This is a genomic window from Streptococcus sp. P25B114 (assembly GCF_053010325.1).
In genome coordinates, this window is the sequence record NZ_JBRKNW010000012.1 from 26,619 (window position 1) to 39,328 (window position 12,710).

Below are 12,710 nucleotides of genomic sequence, written 5' to 3' on the forward strand. Positions count from 1 at the left end.
TGTTCTTAAAACCAGTTTTTCCGAATTTTTTCAGCATCCTTGATTTTTCGTGGGCCCATTCCATAACGCTCAGCATCCTGCTCTTCCTTGTAGGGAAGAAAATAGGCACCTGCTATATAGAGGACCAAGGTTAGCAAGGAAGCTCTACCGATCAATAGACTGGCTAAGAATAAGCCACGAACCAGCCAGACTTCCCAGCCCAGCTTGTGGGCTAGGCCAGCCAGTACACCAGCTAAGACTTTTCCCTGTTTGCATTTATATAATTCAATCGACATCTTTTATTCCTTTCACATAAAAGGCACTTTGACCAGTCTGAGCACGGATATAGAGCACATCATCGCCTGATTTCTCAAATCGGTAGGGACTGATTTTTTTCCGGCGATTGACTCGAATTTGTCCAGTCTCCGATTCAATTTTTCCTTGAATTCCTTGCCCCTTTCCAGCCTGCAATATCAAGGGTGCTTGATCCAGCTGGACATAGAGATGTTGGGCATAACCACCACATGTGTTCAAACGGATATCCTGTTGTTTTTTATCCTTCGAACTTCGGATGGAGATGTCTTCAAAAGGCAGGTAATCCAAGCGGGCATCTGCTTGACCCAGGTCCAGGTCAAAGACCGACATCCAGCGCTGAGGCAAGCTAATAGTCAGTTTGCAGGGCAGACTACTAGAAAAATAGAGACCCTTTTTCTCCACATAGAGCTGGGGGAGTTTTTCCTCAGGTGCATTTTCTTGATAGATAATCTCAAGGCCCACCTGGTCCGTCTTGGATTGGGTCACGGTCAAACGCCCTGCTAGGATATTGAGAAAAAGAGATTCGATTCCGTCAAAGCTATATTCTTGCTTGCGCTTATTGGAAGAAAACACCTTGAGATTGGGCAGACTAAAGCTCAATTTAGCTTTTTCATCCTCCAAGAGAAATTCCGGCTGTTGGTCTAATTCCAGAAACAGAGCCCGTGCTTCTGCCTTGGTTAGCACTCCCTTTTCATATAGTTCTATCAAGCGTTCTTCTTGTGTTCGTGACATTCCATCCACCTCAATTCTCTTCTAGTATAGCATATAAAAGCAGAAAAGAATCAGCCCGAAGACTGATTCTATCATTTACTATTTCCAGCTCCAAAAGATAATGGCTACTACTAAAAACAAGACATAGATAGCTGCAAAGAGGACAAAGCTTTTCACAGCTTCGATAAAGGTTTCTCCCTTAACCTGCTTTTTCAGGAATCTCTTCAAACTCTTGTAGGCAGGAATAATTCCAAGTAGACCGAGCAAGGCCCAGATTGGCAAAAATCCTGTCAGGCAATAAATCAACCAGAGCAACCAGGGCAGACTAGCAAGAGTAAAATAAAGTTGGAGCGCATGTTTCTTTCCGATATAATAGACCAAGGTATAGCGGTGGTTACGGATATCCTCTTCCAGGTCGCAGGTATTATTGGCCAGCATGATATTGGCAATCAAGGTCACCAAGGGCAAGGACATGAAGAGAATTTCCAAAACCTTAATCCAATCAACTTGCAAGCTCAGCCATTGCCCATCCAAACGAGCAAGCAGAAGACTGTCAGGCGCCTGGATAAAGACAGCTAGGAAGAAAATCCCCAACCCCATGGTCACTCCAGAAAACACCTCGCCCAGCGGCATGCGGGAAAGCGGAATGGGACCGAAGGTGTAGAAAATCCCAATCAAAAAACAAACAGCCCCCATAGGCAAGAGCAACCAGCTGGTCTGCCAAACTAAGATAAGGGAAACCAGGCTTGAAAAGACCAGTAGACCGAGGACGATGCCAATCATCTGCTTGAAATCAAGGGCAAACTTTCCGATAACATTGCTCTCTTGACGATAGACCTCGTCCTTGGCCTTGTGAAAATCCATGCTGTTGTTAATAGCAGTTGTGCACATGTCAAAGCTAAGGACAGCCAGTACAAAGAGCAGGGTGTTGAGCCAATTGAAGGTCTGGTAGCGGTAGAAAGCCCAAAGAATGCCGATGGTCATAGGAAAGACACTGGCAACCTTGGTTTTGAGCTCTACAAATTCTAGGAATACGGGCAAGGTTAGCCCTTTTTTACTATTAGTTGACAAGATGATACTCCTCGTTGCTTAGTTCAAATGAATCTTTTAAACCATCACTGACATGAACTCCCTGGTCTTTATCAATGAAAACAGCCTCGACACCTTCCTGTTGATTGATAAAATCAAACCCCTTTTCCACTCCTAAAAGGAAGAGGGTTGTCGATAGGGCATCACCCTGCATAGACGATTGCGAAAAGACTGTAACACCAGAGATGTCATTTTCCACAGGATAACCGGTCTTGGGATCAAGGATATGGTGATATTTGACCCCATCCACCTCGACATAGCGCTCATAGATACCGGACGTCACGACAGAATCGTGAGCGCCAGGGACAGAGCCCACGGTAGCTCCACGCACTTCATCAGGGTCTTGCACGCCGACATTCCAGCCATCTTGACTAGAAGGGGAATCCCCCATAACCACTACGTTGCCACCCAGATTGATGATAGCCGTCGTGATAGCTTTGCTGGCAAAGAGTTCCCGTACTTTATCGGCGATATAGCCCTTGGAAATAGCCCCCAGCTCCAGGGTCATCCCCTCCTCAATAAAGACTGTCTTTTTCTCCTTGTCTAGCTGGATCTTTTTATAGTCAATAAATGGCAGAGCTGCTTTGATTTCCTCGTCCGAAGGCTTACGGGCATCTGGATCTCCAATTTTCCAGAGATTGCTGACGGCACCAATAGATACATCAAAGAGGCCGTCGCTTTCCTTGCCCATCTCAAGAGCAGTTTCCAGAACCTCAAAGGTCCTCTCATCAACGACAACCGGCTCTTTCCCAGCCGCTTGATTGATACGGTAGACATCTGATCCCTCAAGGTTGGTCGATAGTAGACCTTCCATTTCCTTGATATAGGCAACAGCCCGATCCATGACCTCTTCCTGACCTTCATGGTAGATACTGAGCTGGACCACGGTGTGGAGCAGACTTTCGCTACGGGTCAAGGGACTTTTGATGACAGGCAGGGCCTCTTCTTTCTTGCCACAAGCGACTAATAGAATCAGCACAAGACTCAAACAGAGCCATCTTAGCGCTTTTTTCATAGATTATCCTCTCTAAACAGAAAACACAGTAGGCTGGCTACCGTGTTTCCCTCTTGTTTTTGAATAGATTATTCAAATGTCAATTTTACTGTTTCAGTATTTCCTTCTTCAGCAGCTTTCAAGAGCTCTTCAACTGATTTCTTGAAGTTTTCAGAAGTATTAGTCGCACCAGATACAACTTCTACATCTGCGCTTTGAGCTGCAAGAAGTTCTTCGTCAAGCTTGTCAGTTGCATCTTTAGATGAGATACCTGATTTTGCTTCCATGTTTTTGTTGTACTCTTCGTCTTCAGACTTCAAAGCACCGTCAGCATTTTCATAGTCAGCTGTTGAAGCAGTGATTTTACCATCCTTGATAGTAATTTCATGTACAAACTTCCAACCGCGCTCATCGAAATCAGACTCAGCTTTGTAAGTACCATCTTTCCAAGTTGCTGTTGCAGTTGCTTCAGAAGCTGCAGTTTCAGCAGAAGAAGCTGTTGTTGCTGCTTCTTCTTTAGCACCACATGCTACCAAAGTGAGGGCTGCACCAAGAACCAAGACACTTTTCAACATCCATTTTGTTGATTTCATATAAATACTCCTTTGGAATTATTTGTTTTTCTTATATTATGATATAACTTTTTTCCAAAAATGTCTAGTGTTTTTAGAAATATTTGTGAAAGAAATCACCCAAAAAAGCGTTTGCCGAGTCTGCAGCCTGTGGAGAAAGCTTTCTCAAATGCCTAGAGGACCTGTCCAGATACTGGTTTAGGATTATCTCCGTCCGCTCAAGAGCAGACGTAGCTAGAATTTTTTGGTGTAAGTCTGTCAACTTTTCAGGACTAGATTCATTGACCAACTCCTCGAAATCAGCAGCCAGGCCTTCATTGTCTTGTAAAGCTAGCAACAGGGGAAGGGTATAAATACCATTTTGGACATCCTGCAAACCTGGCTTGCCAGACTCTGACAAATCTAGTTTGTAGTCTATCAAATCATCACGAATTTGAAAGGCCATTCCCAAATCACGGCCTGCTCGATAGGCCTGGCGTGCATGACGCAAGGACTGTCCAGGATAGAAGAGGCCCAATTGATAGGCATATCCGAATAAACTAGCCGTTTTCCCTTGAATTTGCTTTAAATAAGCCCTTGGTGTCATGTTCACATTATAGGCATTCAGGAGTTGCTCCAGCTCACCCCTCAAAATCCATTCGACGATTTTATGGTGAGCCAGGTGAACGTCTTTTTCTTCAAGGTCCAATTGCCGGAGCCCCTGGGCCAAGAGACGACCTGCATAGGCCAAGAGATAATCTCCTGCATAAATAGCAATACGATTGGAAAATTGAATGTGGGCAGCCTGGATACCTCTACGGTAGTCAGCCTGGTCAATCACATCATCATGAATGAGGGTCGCCAAATGCAGAACCTCCAGATGAGCAGCAAAATAGAGCTTGGCAGGAACTATCTGGCCTTCTGTCTCCCTGGCTAAAAAAAGGCAAAGACCTGCCCTGAGGTATTTACCAGGAGCATCGATGTACTGATCAATTTTCTCTTTTACATCAGGGTGCAAGACTACCATCTCAGATTTGATGATAGCCTTGACCTGCTCTAATCCAGCTTCAACCTCAGGATAGGCCTTCCAAATTTCATGTACCACTAGTTCTTATTTGTCCTTTATTTTTTGTCATTCTTACGATAAATATGCTTGGGTCTACCATAGACGAGCTTATCAAGGAAGCGACCCAACCATGGCATAATCCAGTAGTCCAAACCAAAGGCACGACCGGCACCATTCATGAGCGAGATTGCCGCCGGGATGAACCAGATGTTAACCCAGTAGAACATACCAGACAAGCTAAACATGATAACGAACATAACTGTGATGGCAGATACCAACCATACAAAGGCACCACCAATCAAAGCCAAACCGATACCGATTTCGGTGATGGTCATGAATTTCTGCATGAAGAGAGCAACTTCTTGGTTAGGCATCATAAATTCCATAATTGACGCAAACCAATCTGGCATTGATTCCAAGACCGTCATCGGCGTTTCACCATAAGCATAGCTGAGACCAAAGATTGGATCTGCCATTTCTGCAACTGCTTCAGACGCTCCAGATACAGCTTCTGCAGCCGATGCCCCAGAAACAGGATCTGCCAACCATGGGAATGGGAAGACAACTTGGTCACCGAACCATGAAGTCGTACCGAAAAGACCAAAGGCCTTTTTCACACCCTCATAAAGCCAAACTGAACCGTAGAGCAGGCGCATTGGTAGAGACCAAAGGAGATTGCCCTTACCAGAAGTATGGCCACCGAAGATATTACGCTTGTTCTGAATATCAAAGAATTCATGACGAACATAGGCACCCATGTAGAAGAAGCTACGGATGGTAAAGAAGTAGAGCAAGTTGACCATGTGTTTGACAGCCATAGCCAGGAAACCTGACATGTGGTACTTGTCCATCAAGAAGGCTACGCCATAACGGGCACCGATAGATACCATGAAGCCGTCGTATTTACCTTTGTAGGCATGTTTTTCGCCACCCTTAATGGCTGCAACGATATTGCTTGCAGCTGTGTGACCTGTCTGCTCAGCAGCCTGTACGATTTGCGGTGTTGGCTTGCCTTCGCTTTCTTCAAAGTAAACCAAGTCACCGGCAACATAGACGTTCTCACGGCCTTTTGCTTCCATGTACTCGTTTGCAACCAGACGTCCTGCACGCGCACGTTCAATTCCGAACTCTGCAGTGTCTGTGTTGGCTTGAACACCGGCTGTCCAGATAGAGGTGTAGGTCGGAATTTGGCGACCTGATGACAGGGTCAGGCTGTCTTCTTGTACGCTAGCAACACCGTCACCGAGAACCAATTCAACACCTTTTTTCTCAAGGTATTTCTTAGCCTTAACTTGTTCTTTCTCAGTCACCATGGCCAAGATATTTGGCATTGCCTCAACAACCTTGAGCGAGAATTCTTTTGGATCAAGCTTGAACTCACGTGCCAGGATCGGTACCCAGTCAATAAGCTCACCAATCATTTCAATACCAGTGAAACCTGCACCGATAACAGTAAAGGTCAAGAGGGCGCGACGTTTTGCCTCATCATGCTCACGCATGGCACGGTAGCAGGCATCCACCATGTGATCGTGCAAGCGCTCTGCCGCTTCAATTGACCAGAGGGTGAATCCATGCTCTTTAACACCTTTAACACCGAAGTCATTGGCCTCGCCCCCCATAGCCAGCAAGAGATAGTCAAAGTCCAAGGTCTGGTGCTCAGCAATGACCTGTTTCTTATCATAGTCGATTTCCAAAACCTTATCAGTTACCAAGTCAACCTTAGGATACTTGGCAAAAATGCGTTGTAAATCATACTTAATCGCATTAGGTTCTACACGACCAGCAGCCACCTCATGGAGCTCTGTCATATAGGTATGGAAGGAATTCTTATCAATCAGGGTAACGGTTACATCCGAGTCCTTTTTAAATGTCTTTCCGAGCAAACGTGCTGCTGCAATCCCTGCATAACCAGCACCAACAATCACAATATTTTTCGTCACAGTGTGTCCTCCTTGTGAAAATAGAAACGATTTACATGAGATTATTATATATTTTTATAGAAGAAAATTCAAGCCCCTATTTCAATAACTAGTAATATCTATGAGGAAGCTTGCCAGATTGAGAAAAAAAAAGTAAGATAGAATGATAAGAATAGACACGAGTCAATCGGTTGAAAGGAGGCGAGAACTGGTGAACCGGAAACAACAAACCTTAAATTTTATCACCATGCTGGCAGCTCAGGCTGTGGTCATTTCGCTCATTGAGCGCTTGATCACACCTCCTTTTGCCTTTGCGCCGGGTGCCAAGCTAGGGCTGGGAAATCTCATTAGCCTGATTGCCATTTTCACCCTTCCTACCAAAGACAGCTTAAAGGTTGTGGGCCTTCGTCTGCTGATTGCTACCTTTCTAGGCGGCACTTTTTCTACCTTTCTCTACAGTTTTGCTGGAGTCACCCTAAGCTATCTTGGTATGCTCGCCTCAAAGCAACTGGGACCTAAACGGGTCAGCCCTATCGGCATCTCCATACTGGGGGGCATGCTCCACAATCTGGGACAACTGCTTGTCTTTGCCAGCATCGCTCGTTCCTTCTACGTTTTAAACTACCTGCCAATTTTATCAATCACCGGCATCCTGTCTGGTCTACTGGTCGGCCTTGCTGCGACCTACCTACTAGAAAAGGTCGGACCGCTCCACCATCACCACAAACAAATCCTGGCCCAATGGAAATAGGCATGCCTTATTTCTAAGAAGGCGGGATTTTCTTTTTGAAAAAAACAAGGGCAGAAAAAGAACTGCCTCTAGACAGTTCCAATTTCTAATCTTTTGACAAAAATGACTGTCACCCGGACTTGTGAGTATAAAGAAAACTGCCTACCAGCGGTTCTCATCTCCAACTTTCTAGTCATTTTATATGTCCCACAGACCATGAAATGATAAAGAAAGGATGCCTTCCAGCAATCCTAATTTCCAACCTTTTAAGCCAGTAATTGTCCTTATGGACAGCTGAAAATAAAGAAAACCAGCTGCCGCTGGTTCTCATTTCCAACCTTTTAATAAAAATGACTGTCCCCCGGACTTTTGAGCATAAAGAAAACTGCCTGCCGGCAGTTCCAATCTCCAACCTTTTAATAAAAATAACTGTCCCCCGGACTTTTGAGTATAAAGAAAACTGCCTGCCGGCAGTTCCAATCTCCAGCCTTCTAATAAAATTGGCAGTCCACTGGACTGCCAATTTTATTAGAACCCATCTACATTCGTGTAGATTTTTTGTACATCTTCGTCGTCTTCGAGGGCGTCGTAGAGTTTTTCAAATGTTGCGAGGTCATCGCCGTCAAGTGATACTTCTGATTGTGGGATCATTTCCAGTTCAGTAACATTAAACTCTTGGATTCCTGATTCTTTCAGTGCCACGATTGCCTTGTGCAAATCAGTTGGTGCTGTATAAACAGTGATTGTGCCGTCTTCTGCTTCTACGTCATCGACTTCGACATCTGCTTCAAGGAGCAATTCGAAGATGGCATCTGCGTCATCACCTGCAAAGACAACCACACCTTTTTTATCAAACATGAAGGATACAGAACCAGACGCACCCATGTTACCGCCGTTTTTACCAAAGGCAGAGCGAACATTGGCTGCGGTACGGTTTACGTTTGATGTCAAGGTATCAACGATAATCATAGAACCGTTTGGCCCAAACCCTTCGTAACGCCCTTCCACGAAGGTTTCGTCTGTGTTTCCTTTTGCCTTGTCAATGGCCTTGTCTATGATGTGTTTTGGAACCTGCGCTTGCTTAGCACGGTCGATAACAAATTTCAGCGCTGAGTTTGTTTCTGGATCTGGGTCACCCTTTTTCGCTGCTACATAGATTTCAACACCAAATTTTGCGTAAACTTTTGAGTTAGCACCATCTTTTGCGGTTTTCTTAGCTACAATATTGGCCCATTTACGTCCCATGGGGAACCTCCTACATTTTATAAAATCGCTTTATTATACCATAAATGGCAAGGATTGAGAAGATTTTTAAAAGCAAAAGACAAGCTCGCATGAACTTGTCTTTTTATCTTACAACTCAACTGTCGCAACTTGACTATCTTTGCTTACTTGTCCAAGATTTTCAAGGCTGACAGATTTGATTTCTGCTGTGTTTGTGAAGGCAACAACGATGGTTGTTTCACGTCCTGCTGAACGGATAGCATCCAAATCTGCCACAAGGAGTAAGTCACCAGCTTCAACACGTTGACCATCTGTTACCTTAGTTGAGAATGGAGCACCGTTTAGTGCAACCGTATCTAGACCGACGTGCACCAAGACTTCTACCCCCTTGTCAGACAAAATACCGACAGCGTGTTTTGTTGGGAAGACACTAGTTACAATACCTGAAACTGGTGCATAGACATTTCCGGAGCTAGGCTCAACTGCATAACCGTCGCCCATCATTTTTTGTGAGAAGACCGGATCTTTCACTTCTGTGATGGCGATGGCTTGACCTTCAGCAACAGCATAAACTGCCTCGGTCACACCCTTGAATTGTGCTTCCTCAACTACTGTTTCAGTCGCAACAATTTCCGTACGAGGGATGGCTACGCCAGATTCTAGTAAGTCTTGAATGTCTGATTTGAGAACATCTGCTTTTGGTCCGTAGACTGCTTGAACACCTGAGTCTTTGATAATCAAGCCCATAGCACCCGCCTGTTTCCAAGCATTTTCATCTCCAACCTGTGCCACATCTTTGACACTTACGCGAAGACGAGTCATGCAAGCATCCACATCTGCGATATTATCACGACCACCAAGCAAGTTGATGATTTGTACCACTTGTGAACTAGCATCCGCAGTATCTACGTTTGAATTTGAAACCACATCTGTTGTTTCTGTATCATAGTTACCATTGCGTCCAGCTGTTGCTAGGTTGAATTTTTGAATCATGAAGTTGGCAATGAAGTACATTGCAACTGCAAAGAGGGCTGTTACCCAGATAAAGTTGAAAGCATCCATACCGATACCAGCTTTAATCGCCATCGGTGTACGTGTAAGGAATTCGATATTACCAAATGAGTGCATACGTAAATTGACAATATCCGCCATAGCAAAAGCAGCACCTTGTACAAAAGCATAAACGACATAGAGTGGCATTGCTGCAAACATGAACATAAACTCAATTGGTTCTGTTACACCTGTCAAAAAGACGGCTGCAGCAGATGAAAGGAACATACCACGATATTTTTTCTTCTTATCCTCATCAACATTACGGTACATAGCAAGGGTCAAGCCCATGAGAATACCTGAGGAACCAATCATTTGACCTACTTTAAAGCGAGCAGGGGTTACATTGGCAAGAAGGTCATTGTACTGAGTCAAATCACCAGCATCCTTGAGGTTAATCAAGTCTGTAATCCAAGCCAACCAGAGCGGATCTTGACCAAATACTTGTGTACCTGCTTGTGCACCTGTCAAGATGTCATAGGTACCACCAAGTGACGTATAGTTCATTGGAATGGTCAACATGTGGTGCAAACCAAATGGAAGAAGCAAACGTTCCAAGGTACCATAAACAAAAGGTGCAAGAATTGGTGCTGTATCCTGTGAGCTTGCAATCCACTTACCAAAGCTATTGATTCCTGTTTGAACAACTGGCCAAAAGATAGCTAATCCTAGCGCTACAAGAACTGAACGATAGATGACAACAAACGGCACAAAGCGTTTGCCGTTAAAGAAGGTCAATACATCTGGCAACTTGCGATAGTTATAGTATTTGTTGTAAGCAGTCGCACCAACAAAACCAGCAATAATCCCTACAAAGACACCCATGTTCAAAGCAGGCTGACCAAGGATATTGACAAAGTAGCCAGATACTGGAATTTGAGTTCCAAATACAGTGCTAACAGTCGCAGTCGCATCAGCCAACATATCAGTCGTTACACCAAAGAAGTGACCTGTTATCAAGTTAATGAGAATGAAGGCAAGACCAGCCGAGAAGGCACCACCAGCTTTCTCTTTAGCCCAGCTTCCACCGATTGCCAAGGCAAAGAGCAAGTGGAGGTTTCCGATAATCCCCCAACCGATTTGGGCGATGATATTCCCAATACGAATGAGCAATTCAGATTCAGGACTGATTAGTGGAATCGAGTTTCCGATAGAAACCATGAGACCTGCCGCCGGCATAACGGCAATCACGACCATCAAACATTTACCGAATTTTTGCCAAAATTCAAAACTAAGAAATTTTTTCATGTGTTTCTCCTAAATTTTTTCTTGGTCTGTTGACCTTTAGATACCTATGTTAACTTCCACACCAAAGTGGTCTGAAATAATGGGAAGATTATCCCCATTGAAAATCACACGACTGGATTGAACCTGTCTTTTCTGATTTAAGAACACATAGTCCAGACGTTTTTCCTGACTATGACCTGCCCATCCATCAATGGCTTTTTCAACTGTAATCCCCCTATCCTTTTCCTCGGCCAAATCATAACTATCATATAAACCTAAGTCCTTGATAGCTTGATAGGCTTGTGGATTTGACAGGGCATCCGTATTGAAATCTCCCATTAGAATTTTCAAACGTCCCGAACTTGTCCGTTTCACAATCGAGCGAATATTCTCCAACTGATTTTCTTCTTTACTGTCAGGAAGATTGATATGACAAGAATAAATGTCAATCCATTCCTTCTCGTGCAAGACTGTCAAACCGATGATTTTTCTAGATAAGATTGATGTCAGGTCTTGGTTCTGACTACAGTAGAAGGCATCTACTTCATAGACAGGTAGTTTAGTCAAGAAGGCAATTCCTTCATCATATCTATCGTAACCAATATGGGAATTGGACCAGAAATAGGAATAGTCTGTCACTCCAAGCTCTCTCAGTTTCTCAAGCAGGACCAGACCATAATTGTCTTGCCGTAAGTCCTTGGTCACCAGAGGACTTGTCATCAGCTGATTGACTTCCTGAAGAGCAATTACATCATATTGCTTTTGGGCAATGGTCTGAGCTAAAATATCCAATTTTTCATGCTGGTCATCTTCTAGCCAGGCATGAACATTGACTGTTAGTAATTTCATATCTCTCCTTTCTATTTACTTCGTAAAACCTTTTCAATTTGTAGCCTTATTATAACGTAAACGTTTTCACTTGTCAACACTTTTACGGAATAATTTAAGATGTTTTACGTAAAAGTTTATCTGGACTTAGAATACTGACCTTTGGCATTTTTTATGATATACTAGCGATAAATAGCAAGCTAGGAAGTTACCCCCCAATGAGTAAATACAAGAAAGTCTATGCTGACATCAAGGAAAAAATTGAACAAAATCTCTGGCAGGCCAATCAAGAGATGCCTACAGAGAATGAGCTGATGGAGATTTATTCCTATTCCAAGGACACTATCCGCAAGGCCCTATCTCTATTGGAAATGGACGGCTATATCCAAAAACGTCAGGGACGAAACTCGATTATTTTGGACCATAACCTCGTTAGAAAACCATTTGTGTCCGAATTGAAGACCGTCAGTGAACTCAACCGCTCTGCCCATCATCAAGTCCAGACTGAATTGACCAACCTCTATATTGTCCAAGGTCAGCCAGAGGTCATGAAGGAATTGGAAGTGGATGAAAAAACGGATCTCTACCGTGTCAGCCGCGTTCGGACTATCGACGGTGAGCGATTAGAGTATGAGATTTCCTACTTTGACCGCAGAATTGTCCCCTATCTCAGCAAGGAAATCGCTGAAAGCTCCATTTATCAGTATCTAGAATCGGACCTGGGCTTAGAAATCTCCCATTCCCGTCGGGAAATTTCCTTCCGCTTTGCGACAGAAGAAGAAAAAAGCCTGCTAGACCTGGCAGGCTACGACATGGTGATCTCTGTTACCAGTACCACCTATTTAGCAGACGGCCGTCCCTTCCAGTACGGCACCATTACCTACCGACCAGACAAGGTTACCTTTGTTTCAATGGCCAAACGGTGATCAACCCATTCTCTCTATTCAACCCAGTGTATAGGCACTGGGTTTTCTTGTGTCGTGAGCGCTAAAAAAGACAAACACCGAAACGATGTTTGTCCTTATTA

12 protein-coding genes are annotated in these 12,710 nt (G+C 44.1%); 2 read left to right on the plus strand and 10 right to left on the minus strand.

All coding sequences use genetic code 11. From position 1 onward, the window contains the following. Positions 1–5: 5 nt before the first annotated feature. From ACVC7T_RS07040 to ACVC7T_RS07070, 7 genes are all read right to left on the minus strand, one after another. Entirely contained in the window at positions 6–275 is a 270-nt protein-coding gene (locus ACVC7T_RS07040) for a PspC domain-containing protein (protein ID WP_105111189.1), read from the minus strand. Then, the gene (locus ACVC7T_RS07045) at positions 265–1,026 is read right to left on the minus strand and encodes a hypothetical protein (RefSeq protein ID WP_105160107.1); all 762 of its coding nucleotides are present in this window, start codon (positions 1,024–1,026) and stop codon (positions 265–267) included. Before ACVC7T_RS07045 ends, ACVC7T_RS07040 begins: the two co-directional genes overlap by 11 nt. A gap of 78 nt (positions 1,027–1,104) precedes the next feature. Beyond that, the gene (menA, locus tag ACVC7T_RS07050; RefSeq protein WP_269089459.1) at positions 1,105–2,076 is read right to left on the minus strand and encodes a 1,4-dihydroxy-2-naphthoate polyprenyltransferase; all 972 of its coding nucleotides are present in this window, start codon (positions 2,074–2,076) and stop codon (positions 1,105–1,107) included. Further along, positions 2,066–3,109 carry an FAD:protein FMN transferase gene (locus ACVC7T_RS07055; RefSeq protein WP_105160077.1) on the minus strand — a complete coding sequence of 348 codons (1,044 nt, stop codon included), beginning with the start codon at positions 3,107–3,109 and terminating at the stop codon, positions 2,066–2,068. The genes menA and ACVC7T_RS07055 overlap by 11 nt, the downstream gene beginning before the upstream one ends. Positions 3,110–3,177: 68 nt before the next feature. Continuing rightward, positions 3,178–3,681, minus strand: a complete 504-nt coding sequence (locus ACVC7T_RS07060; RefSeq protein ID WP_105111186.1) for an FMN-binding protein — start codon at positions 3,679–3,681, stop codon at positions 3,178–3,180. A 73-nt stretch (positions 3,682–3,754) separates the two neighbouring features. After that, positions 3,755–4,744, minus strand: a complete 990-nt coding sequence (locus ACVC7T_RS07065) for a polyprenyl synthetase family protein (RefSeq protein ID WP_447262702.1) — start codon at positions 4,742–4,744, stop codon at positions 3,755–3,757. A 17-nt stretch (positions 4,745–4,761) separates the two neighbouring features. Next, the gene (locus ACVC7T_RS07070) at positions 4,762–6,645 is read right to left on the minus strand and encodes an NAD(P)/FAD-dependent oxidoreductase (protein WP_447262703.1); all 1,884 of its coding nucleotides are present in this window, start codon (positions 6,643–6,645) and stop codon (positions 4,762–4,764) included. Positions 6,646–6,835: 190 nt separating this feature from the next. On the opposite strand from ACVC7T_RS07070, the gene ACVC7T_RS07075 reads away from it, so the two are divergent. After that, the gene (locus ACVC7T_RS07075; RefSeq protein WP_394732713.1) at positions 6,836–7,375 is read left to right on the plus strand and encodes a Gx transporter family protein; all 540 of its coding nucleotides are present in this window, start codon (positions 6,836–6,838) and stop codon (positions 7,373–7,375) included. A 507-nt stretch (positions 7,376–7,882) separates the two neighbouring features. Here the strand turns inward: ACVC7T_RS07075 and ACVC7T_RS07080 are convergent. The 3 genes from ACVC7T_RS07080 to ACVC7T_RS07090 form a co-directional block, all read right to left on the minus strand. Then, positions 7,883–8,599: a YebC/PmpR family DNA-binding transcriptional regulator gene (locus ACVC7T_RS07080; RefSeq protein ID WP_004195244.1), complete on the minus strand. Its 717-nt coding sequence runs from the start codon at positions 8,597–8,599 to the stop codon at positions 7,883–7,885. A 108-nt stretch (positions 8,600–8,707) separates the two neighbouring features. Continuing rightward, positions 8,708–10,876 carry a PTS transporter subunit IIBC gene (locus tag ACVC7T_RS07085; protein ID WP_447262704.1) on the minus strand — a complete coding sequence of 723 codons (2,169 nt, stop codon included), beginning with the start codon at positions 10,874–10,876 and terminating at the stop codon, positions 8,708–8,710. 36 nt (positions 10,877–10,912) lie between these two features. Then, positions 10,913–11,704: an endonuclease/exonuclease/phosphatase family protein gene (locus ACVC7T_RS07090; protein WP_447262705.1), complete on the minus strand. Its 792-nt coding sequence runs from the start codon at positions 11,702–11,704 to the stop codon at positions 10,913–10,915. A gap of 197 nt (positions 11,705–11,901) precedes the next feature. Between ACVC7T_RS07090 and ACVC7T_RS07095 the strand changes: the two genes are divergently transcribed. Next, positions 11,902–12,609 carry a GntR family transcriptional regulator gene (locus tag ACVC7T_RS07095; RefSeq protein ID WP_447262706.1) on the plus strand — a complete coding sequence of 236 codons (708 nt, stop codon included), beginning with the start codon at positions 11,902–11,904 and terminating at the stop codon, positions 12,607–12,609. The last annotated feature ends 101 nt before the right edge of the window (positions 12,610–12,710 follow it).

What these genes read in the sequence shown, in the direction of transcription:
- ACVC7T_RS07040 (WP_105111189.1), bottom strand. Translation starts at nt 275, where the DNA reads ATGTCGATTGAATTATATAAATGCAAACAGGGAAAAGTCTTAGCTGGT.
- ACVC7T_RS07045 (WP_105160107.1), bottom strand. Translation starts at nt 1,026, where the DNA reads ATGTCACGAACACAAGAAGAACGCTTGATAGAACTATATGAAAAGGGA.
- ACVC7T_RS07055 (WP_105160077.1), bottom strand. Translation starts at nt 3,109, where the DNA reads ATGAAAAAAGCGCTAAGATGGCTCTGTTTGAGTCTTGTGCTGATTCTA.
- ACVC7T_RS07060 (WP_105111186.1), bottom strand. Translation starts at nt 3,681, where the DNA reads ATGAAATCAACAAAATGGATGTTGAAAAGTGTCTTGGTTCTTGGTGCA.
- ACVC7T_RS07080 (WP_004195244.1), bottom strand. Translation starts at nt 8,599, where the DNA reads ATGGGACGTAAATGGGCCAATATTGTAGCTAAGAAAACCGCAAAAGAT.
- ACVC7T_RS07085 (WP_447262704.1), bottom strand. Translation starts at nt 10,876, where the DNA reads ATGAAAAAATTTCTTAGTTTTGAATTTTGGCAAAAATTCGGTAAATGT.
- ACVC7T_RS07090 (WP_447262705.1), bottom strand. Translation starts at nt 11,704, where the DNA reads ATGAAATTACTAACAGTCAATGTTCATGCCTGGCTAGAAGATGACCAG.
- ACVC7T_RS07095 (WP_447262706.1), top strand. Translation starts at nt 11,902, where the DNA reads ATGAGTAAATACAAGAAAGTCTATGCTGACATCAAGGAAAAAATTGAA.